We start from the raw sequence: 19,998 nt of genomic DNA on the forward strand, positions 1-19,998 counted from the left end.
GTCGCAGAGTTTAATTTTCGGGTGTCGGCTATGACATTCGGAGAAGAAAAATACGTTAGATTACCTTATAGAAAAACACAAGCAAGAACGGTAAGCCGGGTTTTTCGTAATGCCTGCAGGCCCGACTTGCTGGAGGGGAAGGTAAGCATGAATTTATGGACTGACAATACGCTGATACGGGTGAACGAATGAAACTATTGGATATTTTCGGGTTGTTAAAAAAGGACATGGATTACATTGAGAAAGAGTTGTATCGCAGTGTTCGAGGAGAACAGAAGCTGCTGAGTGAAACGTCACTTCATTTGCTCAAAGCAGGAGGAAAACGGTTACGGCCCGTTTTTGTGTTACTTGGTGGGAAATTTGGTACATACGACATTGAACGTCTGAAGCTGGTTGCGGTTCCGCTGGAACTCATTCATTCGGCATCCCTCGTTCACGATGATGTTATTGATAATGCGGAGACACGCCGAGGTAAACCTACGGTGAAGTCAAAATGGGATAATCGGATTGCCATGTACACTGGAGACTATATCTACGGTAAGGCACTTGAAATGACTGCCGGATTATCCGATCCAGCTATTCATCGTATCCTTGCCAAAGCCATGGTACAGATGTCCATTGGTGAGATGGAGCAAATTCGGGACTTTTTCAATACGGGACAAAGTGTTCGTAATTATCTACTGCGGATTCGCCGCAAAACAGCACTTCTGATTGCGGTTAGCTGTCAGTTAGGGGCATTGGCTACACGTGCGCCTGAGCATGTATCTTCCCTGCTGTATACGTACGGATACAATGTGGGGATGGCTTTTCAGATTCAAGATGATGTACTTGATCTGGTAGGTACCGAGAAACAACTTGGCAAGCCACCTGGCAGTGACATGAAGCAAGGGAATATTACTCTTCCTGTACTTTATGCTCTGGAAGAATCCGATCTGCGGGAACCTTTACTTAAGGAGATTTCCCGTGTCCAGCATGAAGAAGGACGGGCAAGTGCATCGGATGCAATTGGAATGATTCGCCAAAGTCAAGGAATTGCTAAAGCAGAAGCCCTTGCTGACCGATATATGAAGAAAGCGCTCGATGCTCTCGATCAGCTACCTAACATCAAGACGACCAAAAACCTGCGTGATATCGCTCATTTTGTGGTTAAACGTACGCATTAAACTTTGTATGACCTTCGACTCTCGGCTTGCTCATACCCAAAGATGAACAGAACTGTGAGATTCCTCATTGGGAGGATTTGGACATGTATGTTACAATCATAGGGATTGCGTTTACATAGTGATTAACTTTGAACCGTGAGTGAGGAGTGAGCTGATGGATCGTACATTTTTGATGGTGAAGCCGGATGGTGTGCAGCGTGGATTGATCGGTCGAATTATTAGCCGTCTGGAAGACAAAGGATTTAAGTTGGTGGCAGGCAAATTGGTGCAGATGTCTGAGGATCAGGCAAAACGCCATTATGCTGAACATGAGGGCAAACCGTTTTTCGATGATTTGGTTCGTTTTATCACATCTGGGCCTGTATTTGCCATGGTGTGGGAAGGCGACGATATTGTGGCGCTTGCGCGCATCGTCATCGGAAAAACCAATGTGAAGGAAGCAGCTCCGGGTACCATTCGCGGAGACTTCGCCAGCCACACACCACATAATCTGATTCATGGGGCAGATTCACCGGAAAGTGCTTCCCGTGAAGCAGCCAATTTCTTTGCTTCAGATGAACTGGTGGTATACGACAAGAGCATCGCAGCCTGGTTGTAATTATTAGCCAAAAGGGTGATACACGATGCTGGAGCAAGAACAACTACTAGACCCGGATTACACCGGATTCATTCGTAAAATCAAAGAGAGCACAGGCATTGATCTTGCTCAATACAAGGAAGGCCAGATGAAAAGAAGGCTGACCACACTTCGCAACAAAAACGGGTTTCATACATTTTCTAACTTTTTTGATGCTATGCAGAAAGATAAATCATTGTTCTACGAATTCCTTGATCGTATGACGATTAACGTGTCGGAATTCTGGCGTAATCCCAATCGTTGGGAAGTGCTGCGGGACGAGATCCTGCCTGAACTGCTGGGGTCCAAGCGTCGTGCTAAAGTTTGGAGTGCGGCCTGTTCAACAGGTGAAGAACCTTATACACTCGCCATGATTCTGGACACGATGGGTATTTTGAAGGACAGCTCCATTACGGCAAGTGATCTGGATGAAGGTGCATTGGCCAAAGCCAAGGAAGGGCGTTATATGGAACGCTCACTTAAGGATGTGCCAAAGGAAACGGCGAACCGTTACTTCAAGCAGGATGGCTTGGTATACCGTATTGATGAGCAACTCAAAAATTCGATCAAGTTCATGAAACAAAATTTGCTGGTGGACCGTTTTGACGATGGGTACGATCTGATTGTGTGCCGAAATGTCATGATCTATTTTACCGAGGAAGCCAAAAACCTGTTGTATCACAAATTTGCAGCAAGTTTGCGTCCAGGCGGTATTTTGTTTGTGGGCAGTACGGAGCAGATCTTCTCCCCGGGACAATATGGTCTGGAGACAGCAGAGACATTCTTCTATCGGAAAAAATAATGATAATGGTTGTTGAGCCGTCTGAAGCACATGTACATGTGTTCAGGCGGTTATTTGTATACCAAGTACAAGAAAGAGCCGACTTTCTTGTCAAAGCCGGTCAGCTATACTATAATAAGCAAAGAAATTATGGGATTTTAGCAATGTGAAGTTTAACAGTTTAAAGGGGGAACGTATTATGAGTTTACGCTATTTAACCGCAGGGGAGACGCACGGACCCCAATTGACCGCTATTATTGAAGGATTGCCAAGTAATTTGACAATTGATTTTGAAGAACTGAATTTCCAGCTTCACCGCCGCCAAAAGGGATATGGCCGTGGACGCCGGATGCAGATCGAGAAGGATCAGGCGAATTTCGTTGGTGGTATCCGTCATGGATATACAACAGGTGCTCCGGTAGCGCTGGTTGTTCAAAATAACGACTGGAAACATTGGCAGAATATTATGAATATTGAGCCGATTGAAGGCAGTGACGAAGAGAAACGTCGCGTTCATCGTCCTCGTCCCGGACACGCTGATCTGAACGGTGGACTCAAGTATAATCTTAAAGACTTGCGTAACGTACTGGAGCGCTCCAGTGCACGTGAGACAACGGTACGTGTGGCATGTGGTGCCATTGCACGTCAATTCCTGGCTGAATTCGGAATCAAGGTAGCAGGACGTGTACTTCGCATTGGAGAGATCGAAGCTCCGTATCAGGACCTTCCGATTGATGAACTGATCGCTGTGACAGAAGCTTCCTCTGTACGTGTTACGGATGCTGAGACAGAGAAGAAGATGGAAGCCTACATCGACCAGATTAAACAAGAAGGCGATTCCATCGGAGGAATCGTGGAATGTATCGTTGAAGGTGTACCTATTGGTCTTGGTAGTTATGTTCAATACGATCGCAAACTGGATGCACGAATCGCTCAAGGCGTAATGTCCATTAATGCATTCAAAGGTGTAGAGATTGGTATCGGATTCGAAGCCGGAGTCATTCGGGGATCACAGGTGCATGATGAAATCATGCATACGGATGAGCGCGGCTACCACCGGGCAACCAACCGTCTGGGTGGATTCGAAGGTGGTATGACAAACGGTATGCCAGTCGTTGTACGTGGTGTGATGAAGCCGATCCCAACGTTGTATAAGCCACTGCAAAGTGTTGATATTGATACAAAAGAAGCATTTACGGCTCAGGTTGAGCGCTCGGACGCTTGTGCTGTACCAGCAGCGAGTGTGGTTATGGAGCATGTTGTAGCGTGGGAAATTGCCAAAGCATTCCTGGAGAAATTCGGCGGGGATTCCATGGAAGAGATCCGTGCTAATGTTGCTAGTTATAACGCTCAACTGGAGAGTTACTAATATGCGTCAGCTGACGGTACAGTTGGAGGAACGCTCATATCCGATTCTGATTGGTAGCGGCCTATTGGCACAAGCCCCTCAATATTTTGAGCAGTATGGCTTGACCAAAAAAAGTCCGCTACTCATCATTACAGATGAAAATGTGGCTCCCAAATACTTGTCAGGTATGGAGCAAACGCTGCGTACGGCTGGTTATACAGTCGTATCTGCGGTTGTGCCCTCTGGTGAAACATCGAAATCCCTTTCGGTGTACCAGGATATGATGACCGTTGCGATCGAAGGCAAACTGGATCGGAGTTCTGCGATTCTGGCCCTAGGTGGTGGTGTCGTAGGTGATCTGGCTGGCTTTGTTGCCGCTACATATATGCGTGGAATCAAGTTTGTTCAAGTACCTACAACGATTTTGGCGCATGACAGCAGTGTAGGCGGCAAGGTGGCTGTCAATCATCCGCTGGCCAAAAATATGATCGGTGCATTCCACCAGCCCGAGCTTGTACTCTATGATGTGGACACACTTCAATCCTTGCCGCCACGAGATGTTTCGGCAGGGTTGTCAGAGATGCTGAAGCACGGGCTGATCCGTGATGAGTCTTTTGCACATTGGTGTGAGGAGCATGCGGAGGAGTTGCTTGCGCTTAATCCGGAAGCACTTGGATACGGCTTGGAGCGTGGGTGTGGCATTAAGGCAGAGATTGTATCCAGAGACGAACGTGAAAATGGAGAACGTGCGTTGTTGAACCTGGGACACACGATTGGTCATGCCATTGAAGCGATTGCCGGTTATGGAGAATTCCTGCACGGAGAGGCGATCTCGATCGGTATGGCTGGATCAGCATTGCTTGGTGAGAAGCTTGGTGCGCCAGCAGGGCTCTATGAAGATACAGTTCGCATGCTGCGTTCACTTCGCCTTCCAACAACGATGCCTGCACATCTCGACACGGAAGCATTAATGGAAGCGATGATGCATGACAAAAAATTCCGTGAAGGTCATATGGTGTTTATCATTCCTGATCGGATCGGGGCTGCAAGAATTGTGAAGGACGTACCTGTGTCGGCAGTTCGGGACGTCATTGAAATGCTCAGGAAGGGAGAATAACAGCAATGGTCACACGGGGAATTCGCGGGGCTACAACAGTCACGCAGAACAACGAAGAACAGATTTTGAAGGAAACGGCTGTATTGTTGCAGGAGATCGTGGATCGCAATGAGATCCAACCGGAAGATATCTGCAGTGTGTGGATTACGTTAACTGGTGATCTGGATGCTGCTTTCCCGGCAAAAGCTATTCGCCAACTGGATGGCTGGGAACTGGTACCACTGATGTGTGCACTGGAGGTTCCTGTTAAAGGTGCCTTGGCGCAGTGCATTCGTTTCATGGTGCATGTGAATACAAACAAAGCTCAGAATGAAATCAACCATGTGTATCTGAACGGTGCACAGGCATTACGTCCGGATTTGGCGGCACCTTCTGGCTCTTAAGTAGTGGGTTGTCAAACCGATCATAATGATGTATAGTGAGAACCAGTTGAGTAGAGTTGAGATTGAGCTGAGAGCAGCTGAGCTAGTGGAGTATATAGCAGAGTCCAGTGGGTGGTAACCGGGGCAACAGAAACCGGTCAACTGATTCACGGTACGTCGTGCTACGGAATAGGTAACAGGAACAGGGAAAACAAACGTGTCATAGGACATCGTTGTTTTGTATATTTTGGTATAAACACAATCAATGCACTCTCCTATATTTTATGAAATATTGGAATGAGAGTTGAAGTGTTATAACTGATATATTTTCCCGAATTGGATGATGTGAGATGCATCAATTCAGCGACCTGTGAATAATCCGACAGCGAAGTATAGGGACTTGTTATTTATGAAGCATCACCCTGTTAAATACAGCTTATAACCAAACCTCTACCTGATGGTAGAGGTTTTTTTGTACATATAACCTTTTCTACTACCCATATAGGTTCAACTTAACTTTTTACACACAAAAACGCAGAGGACAGAAATAACGTGAAGAAGCGGAGCGTTCACATTAATCACCGGATTTTCCCTTTTGAAAGGGAATCAAAAAAATCTGGGGATAACAGTGATCGGAAGGTTGTTCTGTCATCGAAGTGCTCAGTGTAAACATCTTTAGTTGAGCTTACCTAAATCTGAAAGGACGTGATCTGATGATAACGCCAAACGTTAATCAAGTACTGAAAATGTCGAACGAGTATAATCTGATTCCGGTAGTCAAACGGATTCTGGCAGATATGGAGACTCCGATTCGAATATTCCGCCGTTATGCTGACAACGACCGGGCATTCCTGCTGGAAAGTGTAGAGGGTGGTATTCAATGGGCGAGATACTCGTTCATCGGTACAGATCCGTTCCTGATGATTTCGGCCAAGAAGGGTCGGATCGTTGTAGAAGAAGCAGGGAAAACTCGTGAATTGCCAGGTAAACCGATTGAAGAACTGAAAGCACTGCTGCGTAAGTATCGCAGTCCAAAAGATGATGAACTGCCACCATTCACAGGTGGGGCAATTGGTTTCTTCGGATATGATCTGCTGTCCTATTATGAGAAACTTCCAGCTCACGCGCTGGATGACCTGAATATGGATGACATTCGCTTTATGTTTTGTGACCAGATTATCGTGTTTGACCATGTGAAGCAGCAGATGCTGCTCGTTGGGAATGTACACGTCAAGGACGGTGCAACGGATGACGAGATACGTCAAGCGTATGCAGTGACTTCGGAGAAGCTGGAGCAGGCCGCAGAACGTTTGCAGCAGCAAGGACCAGGGGAGAACCTGAATCCGCGTTCTATTCCGGGAGACGTGGAACTGGGGGATATTCGCTCCAACCTCACGAAGGAGCAATTTATCGGTAATGTGGAGCAAGCCAAAGATTACATTCGCGCAGGTGATATTTTTCAAGTGGTATTATCCCAGCGTTTCCACATTGATACGGAAGTTTCTCCGCTTCACGTGTATCGTGTGCTTCGGACCCTGAATCCATCACCTTATATGTATTACCTCAAAATGGATGATGAGATTATCGTGGGTACTTCGCCTGAAGCGCTGGTCAAGGTGGACGGGAATCGTGTGGAGACACGACCGATTGCAGGTACACGTCCAAGGGGGGCTACAGAAGCAGAAGATCGTGCACTCGCTGCTGATCTGCTCCAGGATGAGAAGGAACGCGCGGAGCATCTGATGCTGGTTGATCTGGGTCGTAACGATCTGGGCCGGGTATCCAGCTTCGGTAGTGTGAAGTGTGACATGTTTATGGAGATTGAACGGTACTCTCACGTGATGCACATGGTATCCAACGTTACGGGCGAGCTTAGAGAAGATAAGGATTTCTTCGATGCGTTCCTCTCATGCTTGCCAGCGGGTACCGTATCCGGCGCACCGAAACTGCGAGCAATGGAGATTATCGCGGAGCTGGAGAAAGAAGCACGGGGTGCTTATGCAGGAGCAATCGGATACCTTGGTTTCTCGGGTAACATGGACTCTTGTATTACGATTCGTACGATTATTTTCAAAAAAGGAAAAGCTTATGTACAGGCCGGAGCGGGAATCGTCTGGGATTCTGTGCCTGAGAATGAATATGAGGAAACAGTTAACAAAGCTAAAGCATTGCTCAAGGCGATTCGAACAGCAGAAGCCATGTTTCCTGCCAAAGAAAAGGACAGCACGTTGAGACTGGCGAATGCAGACTACTTTGTCACACCAGCGGCCGCTAAGAACTGAGAGAGGAGAGACCGGAGATGAACATAAACCCAATAATGAATGAGAAACCTGTAACCCCCATTGCTGAGATTACTCGTGAGGAAGGCATGAAGAATGGCCTGGCGAAGATTTTGGAGGGCAGCCATCTGGAACAAGCCGAAGCAAGAGATTTGATGTACTCGATTATGAGAGGTGAGGCAACGCCGGCTCAAATCGGAGGTTTGCTGATGGCGCTGCGGATGAAGGGGGAAACGGTGGATGAGATCACCGGTTTTGCTGAAGCCATGCGTGGTCAGGGCGGACGAATTCTAACGGATGGCAGCGGCTTGCTGGACACTTGTGGAACAGGTGGATCGGGTATTCACAAATTCAACATTTCCACAGCATCCGCCATTATTGCTTCGGCCGTCTCGGTTCGTGTCGCCAAACATGGCAACCGTTCAGCTTCAGGTAAAGCGGGTAGTGCAGATGTATTAGAGGCACTGGGTGTAAATATCCATCTGAACGGGGAGCAGGCCAGACAATGTCTGGATGATATCGGAATCTGCTTCTGTTTTGCCCAGGTATATCACCCTTCCATGCGACATGCGGCAGGACCAAGAAAAGAGCTGGGTGTTCGTACCATTTTTAATATGCTCGGACCATTAACCAATCCTGCGGGAGCAGATCGCCAATTGCTTGGCCTGTATGATCGTTCCCGGACGCCGATGATTGCTGAAGTATTGAATCGTCTTGGTCTTAAAAGAGCGTTGGTCGTGGCCAGCCATGATGGTCTGGATGAAATCAGTATCTCGGCACCGACTCAGGTATCTGAACTTCGCAATGGTGAAGTGCACACCTATGATATTGATCCACGTGATATGGGCTTGTCTCTGCATCCGCTTGAAGCGGTACTTGGAGGAGATGCGGCACAGAATGCCGAAATTATTAAAAGGATCTTCCAGGGTGAGCAGAGTGCCTATCGCGATGTCGTTCTGTTGAACGCCGGAGCGTGCATCTATGTATCCGGTCTTGCAGATAGCATTGCTGAAGGGGTGACACTTGCCGCAGAAGCGGTAGATTCGGGCAAAGCTGCCGGGAAGCTTGAACAGTTAATTCATACAACGGAGGCGTACAGTCATGTATCTTGATCGAATCGTTGCAACCAAACATAAAGAAGTTGAAGTTCTGGCACAGACATTTCGCATGGATGAAGCTATCCAAAAAATCGAAAAACTACCCGCAACCCGGGGGTTTGAACAAGCACTATCGAGCGGACGCAATCGCAAACTCGGCCTTATTGCTGAAGTGAAGAAAGCTTCGCCATCTAAAGGGTTAATTCGTCCGGATTTTCATCCGGTAGAGATTGCTGCTGCTTATGAGCGAGCGGGTGCTGACTGCATCTCTGTATTAACGGATGTGTCGTATTTTCAAGGCAGCAACGAGTACTTGCAGGCTATTCATCAGGCGGTGAACATTCCGCTGTTACGCAAGGATTTTATTATAGATGAACGACAGATTGCCGAGGCAAGATTGCTGGGTGCGGACGCGGTATTGCTGATTGCCAGCATTCTGACACCAGAACAGATTCGTCAATATCTGGAATTTGCCAAAAGTTTGGGGCTGGATGCCTTGATTGAAGTCCACGATCGAACAGAACTGGAGCAGGTATTGGAGATTCCGCAGGCAACACTTGTAGGCATCAACAATCGTAATTTGAAAACATTCGAAACCAGTCTGAACACGACACTGGATCTGATGGAATTGATTCCAAGTGGTGTTACCTTGATTAGCGAAAGTGGTATTGACGGACCAGAATCAACAGTACCTCTGATCCAGGCCGGTGTTCATGGTATTCTCGTAGGTGAGCATCTCATGCGCAAGGATGATGTCGAGGCGGCTGTATATGATCTGATGGGACCCAAATGATGAATACTTCCATACACGATGGCACAGGTGACAGTATGTCAGAACTGAGAAACCCGCTGCCAGCGGCCGTAAAAATATGTGGACTTCAGGACGTTGAAGTGCTAAAATCGATGATAAACTTGCCTGTGGATTACATTGGTGTTGTTTTTGCCAAATCACGCCGCCGAATCGAACCCGAGCAGGCTGCTGCATTAAGAACGGTGTTGTTCGAATGGTCTGCCTATGATCGGCCGAAGCTTGCGGGTGTATTTGTGAATCCTACGCTCGAAGAGCTGGAACACATTATGGAGATTGCTCACCTGGATGTTATTCAACTGCATGGACAGGAGTCTGCGGAATTTTGCCAGCAGGTGAAGCAGCGGTGGAATGCGGAAGTATTCAAGGTTTTTTCTTTTCCCAAAGATGAAACGGGTCCGGAAGCTGATGATGCAGCCATAAGGGCTCTTGATGCTTACGATAAATTCGTGGATGCGATATTGCTTGATACCCATGATCCTCTATATGGAGGGGGCTCCGGGAAAACGTTTGCCTGGGAGCGAATCCCTGCCTACGCTGAATGGGCCAAAAAGCGCGAAATTTCTCTGTTCGTTGCAGGAGGTTTGCAGCCGGACAATGTACAAGAACTAATACAGACATATGCACCTTTCGGCGTCGATGTATCCAGCGGCGTTGAGACTGAAGGTGTGAAGGAGATTGCCAAAATTACAGCATTCGTAGAAAGGGTGAAGCAGGCATGACACATCAATTGCCGGATCAACACGGGCGTTTCGGTCACTTCGGAGGCCGCTTTGTACCTGAGACACTAATGAACGCACTTATTGAGTTGGAGGAGGCATATAGCCACTTCTCTGAAGATGAGGAATTCAACAAGGAACTGAACTACCTGCTGAGCGAGTATTCCGGGCGTGAAACGCCATTGTATCATGCAGAGCAATTATCACGCCGATTGGGCGGACCAAAAATTTATCTGAAACGTGAAGATCTGAATCATACAGGCGCGCACAAAATTAATAACGCCATTGGGCAAGGTTTGCTTGCCAAACGGATGGGCAAAAAGAAAGTTATTGCCGAAACGGGTGCAGGTCAACATGGCGTTGCAACGGCAACCGTAGCCGCATTGCTTGGATTGGAATGCAAAGTATTTATGGGCGAAGAAGATACAGAGCGTCAACAGTTAAACGTATTTCGGATGAAGCTGCTCGGAGCAGAAGTGATTCCGGTTACGTCTGGAACACGGACACTGAAGGATGCTGGTAATGAAGCACTTCGCTACTGGGTCAGCAATGTGGAGGATACGTTCTATGTGCTCGGATCAGTCGTTGGTCCTCATCCATATCCGATGATGGTGCGGAATTTCCAACGTGTGATTGGTGATGAGACCCGTCGTCAGATTCAGGAGATCGAAGGGCGTTTGCCGGATGTAATTGTAGCAGCTGTTGGTGGAGGAAGTAATGCGATCGGTATGTTCTATCCATTTATCGGTGATCAGGATGTGAAGCTTGTTGGTGTTGAAGCCGCAGGCAAAGGGGTCGAAACCGAGTATCACGCTGCGACGATGACCAAAGGTACGCATGGTGTATTCCAGGGATCTATGAGTTACCTGTTGCAGGATGAGTATGGACAGGTTCAGCCAGCGCATTCCATCTCGGCCGGACTTGATTATCCGGGTGTTGGTCCGGAGCATTCCTATCTCAAGGATATTGAACGGGCAAAATATGTACCGATCACGGATCAGGAAGCACTGGATGCCCTGCAACTCCTATGTCGGACGGAGGGAATCATTCCTGCTCTGGAGTCTGCACATGCGGTAGCCCAAGTTGTCAAACTGGCGCCTGAACTTACAGCAGATGATATTGTAGTCATTTGTCTGTCGGGACGTGGAGACAAGGATGTTGAATCCATCATGAAATACACGGGAGGTGACTTGGGATGAATCTGATGGACCAGACCTTCCAGCAATTGAAGCAACAGAATCGTACGGCACTTATTCCATTCTTAACCGTGGGAGACCCGAATGTGGACACAACGATTGATATCATCAAGGAGCTTGAACAGGCTGGAGCGGATATTTTGGAATTGGGTGTTCCCTATTCCGATCCGCTTGCAGATGGCCCAGTCATTCAGCGTGCTTCCGAACGTGCGCTGAAAAGCCAGATTACCATTCGTACTGTTATGGAAACCGCAGCAAAAGCTCGTAATGCAGGTGTGAAACTGCCGTTTGTACTGTTCACCTATTATAATCCGGTATTGCAGACAGGACTGGATGTATTCTTTGATGAATTGGTCAAACACGATATTAGTGGCATGATCATTCCGGACCTGCCGATTGAGGAAGCGGAAGAGATGCGTGAACGCGCAAATCGTGCTGGTGTGCATCTGGTGCCTCTTGTTGCACCTACATCTAATGCCCGGATTGAGCGGATTGTAACGGGAGCGAGTGGCTTTATCTATTGTGTATCATCCCTTGGGGTAACCGGAGAGAGAGCTTCTTTCTTTGATGGCGTAGAGAGCTTCATTGAGACGGTGAAAAGTCTGACAGACCTCCCTGTAGCGGTAGGTTTTGGTATCTCCAGTCATGAGCAGGTGGCCCATTTCTCCAGCATCTGCGATGGCGTTGTGGTAGGTAGTGCCATTGTTCGTCAGGTGGAAGATGCGATTCCTCTGCTTGAAAATCCGGATACGCGTGCAGCGGGACTGTTGCAAATTCGCAACTTTGTGGCACAATTAAAGGGATAGGGATGTCCTGAAAGGACATCTTTTGGACACGTGAGGTGTACGCTGATTCGTGTCTAACATTATTTCAATAACAGGAGGCGGTCGGGTTGAAACCGAAATCCCAGATTGTCAATCTGCCTGTGTACCAGCCGGGCAAACCGATTGAAGAAGTGAAACGTGAACTGGGGCTTGAACAAGTCATCAAGCTGGCCTCCAACGAAAACCCGTACGGCAGTTCTCCTGCCGCCCTGGAAGCCATTACGAGAGAAATGACGAATATAAGCATATACCCAGACGGTAGCTCGGTTGAGCTGACGGGAGTTCTTGCCAAGCATCTTGGCGTTGAACGGAACAACTTAATATTTGGTTGTGGTTCCGATGAGATTATTGCTTTGATCACAAGAGCTTTCTTCTTGCCGGGTGACGAGACCATCATGGCAGATCAGACATTCTCCGTATATAAAAGCAATGCAGATATTGAGGGGGCCGTGACCATAGAAGTGCCTCTGAAAGATGGCACGCATGATCTGAGCGCGATGCTCGCGCAAATTAACGACAAAACCAAAGCAGTATGGGTATGTAATCCCAACAATCCGACAGGTACGATTATCTCCGAGCAGGAGCTTATAGCCTTTATGGACCGTGTGCCTGCTCATGTGATGGTCATACTGGACGAAGCTTATTATGAATTCGTAACCGATGAAGCATACCCGCAGAGCGTACCATTGATCGAACGGTATCCGAACTTGGTCATACTGCGGACATTCTCCAAAATTTACGGTTTGGCTTCGCTCCGGATCGGGTACGGCATTGCACGTCCCGAAATTATTGATTTGATTAACCGTGTACGTGAACCGTTTAACACCTCCCGTTTTGGACAGGTTGCGGCAACCGCTGCACTACTGGATCAGGATTTTGTTCAAGAGTGCTCGAAGCGGAATGAAACGGATCGGGATTACCTGCAAAATGAATTTACACGGCTCGGATTGTCGTATTTCCCTTCACAGGGTAATTTCATTATGGTTGACCTGGATATGCCTTCAGCAATTGCGTTCCAATCCTTGCTCAAACAAGGCATTATCGTTCGCCCAGGATTCCACGTATACCCAACTTACATTCGTGTGTCCGTCGGAACATCAGAACAGAACCGTGCATTTGTCACGGCACTGGAGAACACGCTGGCTGAGAAGGCGGTAGCACGCCCTTAATACTGGCGATGAAAGAGTGAGGACCCATGAAACTAAAAATTGCAATGATTGGTGTAGGACTCATCGGCGGTTCACTGGCGCTCTGCTTCAAAGGCAAGCCAGATGTAACCGTGATGGGCTACGCCCACTTGGATGAACTGAAGGACAAGTACATAGCGAGCGGTGTAGTGGATGATGCTACGCTCTCTCTGGAAGAAGCGGTAGAGGATGCCGACTTTATTTTTTTGTGCGTTCCCGTAGGTTTGCTTGAATCCTATTTCGAAAAGCTCTCCAAGCTGCCATTGAAAAAAGGATGTATCATCACGGACGTAGGAAGCACTAAAGCTTCCATTGCCGCTTGTGCCGAGCATGTGCGGTTGACTGACGCTTACTTCATTGGTGGTCATCCTATGGCGGGGTCGGAGCGTGCAGGCGTAGATGCGGCCTCAGCTGTGTTGTTTGAGAATGCATACTATGTCTTAACCCCTTCAGAACATGTACCTGAGGAAGCCTACAGCAGGCTGTCTGAGCTGCTTGCGTATACACGGGCACAGATCGTGCGTGTGGAGCCTCTGCTGCACGATGACATCGTGGGGGCGATTAGTCATCTGCCACATGTTATTGCTGTTGCGCTGGTGAATCAGGTGCGTGAATATAATGAGTCGAATCCACTGTATAAAATGCTGGCTGCAGGTGGTTTCCGGGATATTACCCGGATTGCGTCCAGTGATGCGATTGTGTGGAGAGATATCTTGCTTAGCAACCGTGATGTACTGTTGGGCTTGCTTAAGGACTGGAATAGCCAGATGAAGGCCTTTACGGATATGCTGGAGCATAAGAACGGTGAAGGTATAGAGGAGGCATTCCGTCAGGCCCGCGAGTTCCGCAGTATATTACCAGAACGACGCAAAGGCATGATTTCGCCGTTATTCGATCTGTATACTGATGTCCAGGATGCACCGGGTATGATCGGTAAGATCGCAACTGAGCTTGGGGCGAATGACATCAACTTGAGCAATTTGGAGATTATCGAAAACCGGGTGGATGTGCCGGGCATTATGCGTCTGTCTTTCCGTCAGGAAGAAGATATGGAACGAGCCAAGACGTTATTGGATTCCTTAGGCTATCAAGTGTGGATATAAGACGAGAGAGGGCGAAAGCCCTCTTTTTTGTGAGGTTATATTGGAGTTATTATTTGATTTTCAGACACGGATCAAAGAGGATTTTATACAGGGTTTATACAAATATTAACATATAAATATCTTTTTAAAGACAAAAAAAAGACCGCTTACAAAAGCGGCCATTGCTCACGTGGAGCAATACAGTTATTGGATAGGAGTGGAGAGAAACCATACTGTACCCTTATTATATGTATACGTTTTCATTTTGTCAACACTTTCAGTAAAATTGCTTGAATTAATTATATCTTTCGGTAATTCAGGATAATAACTCCTTTTTTTAGGGATACCTTAGATCAAAAAAATATCACATTTTTGTAACCTTTTCGGTATGTCGTCCGTCTATATAAGCAGGGCTTACCAAAAAGGCTCAAAATGAAGTCATGAACGTGAAAATGACCGCATATGAATGACAGGTCGGGTTTTGCGGATACCAATGGATTTGCCAGGATGATGCAGACCGTTGTACAATAAATACTGTTAATGTAGAAACGTTGGGGAAATTGCCATTACATAGGGGAATTTGGCGGGAAGGCCAGTTACGGCGCTGAACGCTTTTTATATGCGGTGAGAACCGCAACTTTTTTGTGCCTGTTCGGTAATACATGGATAGAGTCGAACGGGGAGAAGCACATGGATGGGCGAGGAGGGGTCGCACTCAAATGACGGATTCCCAGTTGATTCGAGAGATCAAGGAAGGTAACCTGGAGTTATATTCCGAGCTGATGAGTCGTTATCAGCGTAAAATACTGGCTTTCGTATATCATATGTTGAAAAGTTCCAATATGGAGCTGCTTGCGGAAGATCTCTGTTCTGAGACTTTCTATAAGGCGTTCCGCAGTCTGCACTCTTTCCGTGAGGTGGATGCCTCATTCTCAACCTGGTTATATACCATTGCGAGAAATACGGTACTGAGTGAGCTTCGCAAACAGCGCAGCGGAAATGTCCCACTTGAAGAGAGCGGGATTGTTCCCGTTGCTCCTTCGGAGAATGCACCGGAGTATGCTGTACTGCGCAGCGAGCGGGTGATGCTGGTTAGGGATGCGATTAACAATTTACCGGAGAAGCAGCGTTCTGCGATTATACTCCGCGAGTATGATCAACTAGACTACCAAGAGATTGCGAATATTCTTGGGCAGAGCGTCAGTTCTGTGAAATCGCTATTATTCAGAGCAAGATCAAGCGTAAAAACTCAATTGGAACCTTATTTCTTCGAACCGGTGTACGAGCCATATGAAGGGATGAAGAACCGATGAATTGCAATGAAGCCCAGGAACTGTTTGCACTGGTCTGGGACTTGCCGGAAACTCATCCTCAGCGGATTGCATTTCATGCTCATCTCGCTGGTTGTGAAGAGTGCTCCGAGCAGTTTGAGGTCTGGGAAGAAGCTCAGATCTTGCTGCACAGCATTCCGGTTCCAGTGACAGAACAACAAGCAGAGAGAGTGAACCGTAACGTTATGGACCGGATCTACGCGGAGTCTCCATGGCTACTGCCGGAAGAGGCAAAGGTTAATCGTTTCTCTGCTGTGATCCGCAAGCATATGTCTTTGTGGATTGCCGCGTTCCTGGCTATTTTTTTATGTAGCTTTCTGTATATGGCAATGTTTAAACCAGACGTATCAGAAGCTGAGCAAACCAAAGTTGTTACTACGGGTATCCTGGAGACAGGGGTTGCCGGAAGCGGACCATCGTCCTCTGGAATGTATCAGTACAACATGACTGGAGCGGACAGAGGAAGTATCATGGAACCTTTTGTTGTGAGCATGGGACCTGCTTATCCGCAGTATTGGATGGCCCTCTCTTTACTTGCAATAGGAATGGCGTTATTTTCTCTTGGACGTATGCATCGAACAACGAATAAACGTAAACAAAGTGCGAGTGCATAGGTAATAACCTTTCGTTCGCCGTGTGGAGAAATGAGGGATGTAAGTGCGAATCGGGCTTATTCGTCACGGTCTTACAGACTGGAATGCGGCGGGCCGTATACAGGGTCAGACGGATATTCCTCTGAATGGAGAAGGCCGTGAACAGGCAGAGCGACTGGGAAGACGTCTGTTGACGGAAGAATACCAGTGGGACTATATCATCACAAGTGGATTATCGCGGGCACAGGAAACAGGGGAGATTATCTCTAAACTGTTGAATGTACCTTTGCTTGAGCCGGACGCACGGTTGAAAGAAAGGGCTTTTGGTCAGATTGAAGGTCTGACTTCAGAAGAACGGGTTGCCCGTTGGGGCAAATCCTGGGAGACATTGGACTTGGGACAGGAGCAGATAGCGGATATCCAGATTCGTGCACTGGCGTTTCTGGAAGATCTATGGTCTGCCTATCCGGACCAAAACGTGCTCATTGTCACTCACGGAGCTTTTCTGGCCAACCTGTTAACAGCCTTGTTTAAAGATCGGTACACAGAACGGATTGGAAACCTGTCACTGACAATCCTGGAAAAGGAACGTGATGACTGGAGTCCGCTGTTATATAATTGCACACGACATCTGTCTTTGGACACAGCGAAACAACCTGAGTAATCTAACTTGGGTTGTTTTTTGCGTTTTATGGGGAAATAAAGACTTTATATGATTTCAAACCTCTCATTTTTCTTCTGATTGACCAACTTGGGGCATAGTATGGTTTAAAACATAAAAGATTTCCAAAAAGAGGTTTAGATTATGGGAATTCCGTCAACGATGTTTACAAAACCAAACTATTTCAGGCTCCTAATCAGCAGTCGAAGTAGTTAACGGGCGAGGCGATGGACCCATGAATCTAGCGGATATGCTTACTTTTGCCGATATTGGCCAGCTTAATCGAATAGCAGACTATTACCAATGTGAATGCAAGCCCAATTCCAAACATGAACTCATCCAGAGTATTCTCACTACATTGGGCAGCAGACCCTTTTTTGAGCAGCAGGTACGTCAACTGAATCAAGCAGATCAGCGCTTTTTGAACAACTTGTTGTTTGATCCTCGCCAGTATTATGGTATGGAAGAACTCATTGCCATAGCCCGTCAATCGATGGACAAAAAGGAGAGTGAGGCTGGCGCGAGTCCACGTGATCTCATCGTTCGCTTTAATAAGAGTGGATGGTTGTTCAATGGGACAACGCAGCAGACCAGGTATTTGTATCAGGTACCCCAGGATCTGAAATTAAGATTCAGGGATGTGTTATCCATACATCTGCGAGCAGGGATTACCAAAACAACGGAACCACCCATGTATCGGGATGAATATCATCTCTTAGCAGATGATCTCAAGTTGTTCCTGCAGTTTGTCCAGCAGCACGATATTGCCCTTAACGCTGAAGGCATGATGTACCGTCGCTCTCAACAGCAGATTATGGAGCATCTGCACATTAGTGAGGATTTAGTGGGCAAAGGTGGATGGAGATTCGGATATGGCCGTTCCTTCAAGGATTACCCGGATCGTTTCGCACTTCTCTACGACTATACATTTCACCATCGGCTGGTTCATGAGGAGCAAGGCACGCTGAAGCTATCACCAGCTGGAGAAGACAAGCTGGGGGTAGAGAAAACAGCCGAGATGATACAGCTATTTAGGTTTTGGTTAAGATTGTATAAAGGTGCTATTCCCAATCTGTCCTCTATTGTGTACTGGACAGGCGAATGTGCCCAAGAATGGTCAACCGCCGAGTCGCTGTTTCGTCAGATCGGTCCATTCATTCAGCCGTTCTATTATGATACGGCCGCGGCCATCTATGATAACAGAATTGTTAAAATGATGCTGCATCTTGGCATGGTCCGTATTGGGGAACATGAGGAAGGCCGGACTATACAAATGACAGCCTGGGGCACGCGTCTTGCTGCATCCTGTCGCTCCATCTCAGGAGACATTACACCTATTATGTTTGACAAGTGAAGGACAAGTTGCTAAAATCACTCCCAAATTAAGGAGTGATAATAATAATGATAATTCCATACAAAGGTTTACAACCTCAGTTACACTCTTCGGTATATATGGCTGAGGGTGCAAAACTGATCGGTGATTTGAGAATGGGAGAAGAGTCTTCCGTCTGGTTCAATGCAGTCCTGCGGGCTGATTTGGCTCCTATTATCATTGGAAAGCGCTGTAATATTCAAGATAACGTTGTCGGGCATGTCAATACTGATCAACCTTTGATTGTGGGAGATGATGTTTCAGTAGGACATACAGCGATCATTCATGGTTGTTGTATTGGAACAGGATCATTAATCGGCATGGGAGCCATTCTGCTGAATGGAGCCGACATTGGCGAATATACGCTGATTGGAGCCGGTTCTGTTGTTACTGAGAATAGTAAGATTCCGCCCTATACTCTTGCTTTGGGGACACCTGCCAAAGTGATACGTGAGCTGACAGATGCCGATCTGGAGCGGATGTCCAGAACTTCACTGGGTTATGTTACCAAAGGAAAAGAATATAGGAGCTCTTAAATCCGTTTTGGAGGTGCATCCTATTGGATAAAATGAAAGTTACGTATGAAGTCATGTTGGGGCTGGCAGCTGAGATGGTGTGGGACGAAGCGCTTCGCAAACAGCGCAGCGAGAAGCTCTATTTGGAAATCGATAAAGCGTTAGCTACCGGAGACGAAGTAGCTTTCCGGAGTCTGACGGATGAACTGAGGACCATAAACTGATAGGCAAAATATATCCTTGCTGAGATAAAAGGGAATGCGCAGAGGCGTATTTCCTTTTTTGATATGTGTAATTCTGAAATGAATGTCTGGATTTATAAGATATGGTCATATATAATATGGGAATAAAATGGATAGAGAGGGGATATAGGGAATTGAAATTCAGTGAGATGACTCAAGACAGCTGGGCTGAACTGCAACTCTATCTGGATACATGCCTTATTCCATACACAGCTCTTAGCGGTGAGCAGTCGCCAGTTGAAGCTACCGAGGCATTGGAGCGGCTGCGTGATTTTCTGGATCTGGTCGAAATTCCTTTCAAAGGGAGAATCATGACTTATCCAGCCTTTCATTATGCTAATTCGGAATTGTCAATGACATTAAATTCCTTGTCCGCACAGCTTAAATCCTCAGGATTCAAATATGTGGTTATTATGTCATCAGATGGTCATTTGGATGGCGTGGACATTCCATCTGCTGATCTGATTTTGAGTCGGTCCGTGTTAACTCATGAGGTCGGAGAAGAGGGGATTGCGAGATTTATAGGGGAAAAGATACGAGAGTTGTGGAAAAAATAGTTTTTGGCGACAAATGTGACAATTTACCAACAATTTTTTAATAACGCTTACAATTGAACCTTAAAAATGTGTGACAAATTCTTGACGGTGTTCTAGGGCTACTATATGATTATGTATGTTCTAGTAAGTCGTGGAATTTATGAAAATG

Annotated in this window: 21 protein-coding genes; all 21 read left to right on the forward strand. The window is 47.0% G+C overall.

Annotated elements, in window-relative coordinates; genetic code table 11:
- The first annotated feature begins 188 nt into the window (after positions 1–188).
- Positions 189–1,163, forward strand: coding sequence for a polyprenyl synthetase family protein (locus tag MHI14_RS11575; protein WP_017687703.1), 975 nt, complete (start codon positions 189–191; stop codon positions 1,161–1,163).
- 154 nt (positions 1,164–1,317) lie between these two features.
- Positions 1,318–1,761, forward strand: a complete 444-nt coding sequence (gene ndk / locus MHI14_RS11580; protein WP_017687704.1) for a nucleoside-diphosphate kinase — start codon at positions 1,318–1,320, stop codon at positions 1,759–1,761.
- A 25-nt stretch (positions 1,762–1,786) separates the two neighbouring features.
- A complete protein-coding gene (locus MHI14_RS11585) occupies positions 1,787–2,581 on the forward strand; it encodes a CheR family methyltransferase (protein ID WP_091028937.1) in 795 nt (264 codons plus the stop codon).
- A 178-nt stretch (positions 2,582–2,759) separates the two neighbouring features.
- Complete coding sequence (gene aroC, locus MHI14_RS11590; protein WP_091028940.1) at positions 2,760–3,929, forward strand: chorismate synthase; 1,170 nt, start codon at positions 2,760–2,762, stop codon at positions 3,927–3,929.
- A gap of 1 nt (position 3,930) precedes the next feature.
- Positions 3,931–5,025 carry a 3-dehydroquinate synthase gene (aroB, locus tag MHI14_RS11595; protein WP_341130325.1) on the forward strand — a complete coding sequence of 365 codons (1,095 nt, stop codon included), beginning with the start codon at positions 3,931–3,933 and terminating at the stop codon, positions 5,023–5,025.
- Positions 5,026–5,030: 5 nt separating this feature from the next.
- The gene (gene aroH, locus MHI14_RS11600) at positions 5,031–5,408 is read left to right on the forward strand and encodes a chorismate mutase (RefSeq protein WP_047843558.1); all 378 of its coding nucleotides are present in this window, start codon (positions 5,031–5,033) and stop codon (positions 5,406–5,408) included.
- A 692-nt stretch (positions 5,409–6,100) separates the two neighbouring features.
- A complete protein-coding gene (gene trpE / locus MHI14_RS11605; RefSeq protein ID WP_036607674.1) occupies positions 6,101–7,669 on the forward strand; it encodes an anthranilate synthase component I in 1,569 nt (522 codons plus the stop codon).
- A gap of 68 nt (positions 7,670–7,737) precedes the next feature.
- Positions 7,738–8,778 carry an anthranilate phosphoribosyltransferase gene (gene trpD / locus MHI14_RS11610; protein WP_091034830.1) on the forward strand — a complete coding sequence of 347 codons (1,041 nt, stop codon included), beginning with the start codon at positions 7,738–7,740 and terminating at the stop codon, positions 8,776–8,778.
- Positions 8,768–9,556: an indole-3-glycerol phosphate synthase TrpC gene (trpC, locus tag MHI14_RS11615; RefSeq protein ID WP_249912240.1), complete on the forward strand. Its 789-nt coding sequence runs from the start codon at positions 8,768–8,770 to the stop codon at positions 9,554–9,556. Before trpD ends, trpC begins: the two co-directional genes overlap by 11 nt.
- A gap of 35 nt (positions 9,557–9,591) precedes the next feature.
- A complete protein-coding gene (locus MHI14_RS11620) occupies positions 9,592–10,293 on the forward strand; it encodes a phosphoribosylanthranilate isomerase (protein WP_341131694.1) in 702 nt (233 codons plus the stop codon).
- Complete coding sequence (trpB, locus tag MHI14_RS11625; protein WP_017687714.1) at positions 10,290–11,489, forward strand: tryptophan synthase subunit beta; 1,200 nt, start codon at positions 10,290–10,292, stop codon at positions 11,487–11,489. The genes MHI14_RS11620 and trpB overlap by 4 nt, the downstream gene beginning before the upstream one ends.
- Entirely contained in the window at positions 11,486–12,292 is an 807-nt protein-coding gene (gene trpA / locus MHI14_RS11630; RefSeq protein ID WP_249912241.1) for a tryptophan synthase subunit alpha, read from the forward strand. The genes trpB and trpA overlap by 4 nt, the downstream gene beginning before the upstream one ends.
- An 86-nt stretch (positions 12,293–12,378) precedes the next feature.
- Positions 12,379–13,479: a histidinol-phosphate transaminase gene (gene hisC, locus MHI14_RS11635; protein WP_341130326.1), complete on the forward strand. Its 1,101-nt coding sequence runs from the start codon at positions 12,379–12,381 to the stop codon at positions 13,477–13,479.
- Between the two features lie 26 nt (positions 13,480–13,505).
- Entirely contained in the window at positions 13,506–14,600 is a 1,095-nt protein-coding gene (locus MHI14_RS11640) for a prephenate dehydrogenase (RefSeq protein ID WP_091028950.1), read from the forward strand.
- Positions 14,601–15,298: 698 nt separating this feature from the next.
- Positions 15,299–15,892: an RNA polymerase sigma factor gene (locus MHI14_RS11645; protein ID WP_062835180.1), complete on the forward strand. Its 594-nt coding sequence runs from the start codon at positions 15,299–15,301 to the stop codon at positions 15,890–15,892.
- A complete protein-coding gene (locus MHI14_RS11650; RefSeq protein WP_341130327.1) occupies positions 15,889–16,524 on the forward strand; it encodes an anti-sigma factor family protein in 636 nt (211 codons plus the stop codon). The genes MHI14_RS11645 and MHI14_RS11650 overlap by 4 nt, the downstream gene beginning before the upstream one ends.
- 43 nt (positions 16,525–16,567) lie before the next feature.
- Positions 16,568–17,167 (forward strand): histidine phosphatase family protein, encoded by a 600-nt coding sequence (locus MHI14_RS11655; RefSeq protein ID WP_221820330.1) that lies wholly within the window; start codon positions 16,568–16,570, stop codon positions 17,165–17,167.
- 232 nt (positions 17,168–17,399) lie between these two features.
- Positions 17,400–18,518, forward strand: coding sequence for a hypothetical protein (locus MHI14_RS11660; protein ID WP_341130328.1), 1,119 nt, complete (start codon positions 17,400–17,402; stop codon positions 18,516–18,518).
- Positions 18,519–18,565: 47 nt separating this feature from the next.
- The gene (locus MHI14_RS11665) at positions 18,566–19,072 is read left to right on the forward strand and encodes a gamma carbonic anhydrase family protein (RefSeq protein ID WP_091028957.1); all 507 of its coding nucleotides are present in this window, start codon (positions 18,566–18,568) and stop codon (positions 19,070–19,072) included.
- Between the two features lie 23 nt (positions 19,073–19,095).
- Positions 19,096–19,275, forward strand: a complete 180-nt coding sequence (locus tag MHI14_RS11670) for an IDEAL domain-containing protein (RefSeq protein WP_017687723.1) — start codon at positions 19,096–19,098, stop codon at positions 19,273–19,275.
- Between the two features lie 152 nt (positions 19,276–19,427).
- Positions 19,428–19,850: a DUF2487 family protein gene (locus tag MHI14_RS11675; protein ID WP_133385334.1), complete on the forward strand. Its 423-nt coding sequence runs from the start codon at positions 19,428–19,430 to the stop codon at positions 19,848–19,850.
- Positions 19,851–19,998 lie beyond the last annotated feature (148 nt).

This window comes from Paenibacillus sp. FSL K6-2393 (genome assembly GCF_038002545.1).
In the GTDB taxonomy this organism is placed as follows: Bacteria; Bacillota; Bacilli; order Paenibacillales; family Paenibacillaceae; genus Paenibacillus.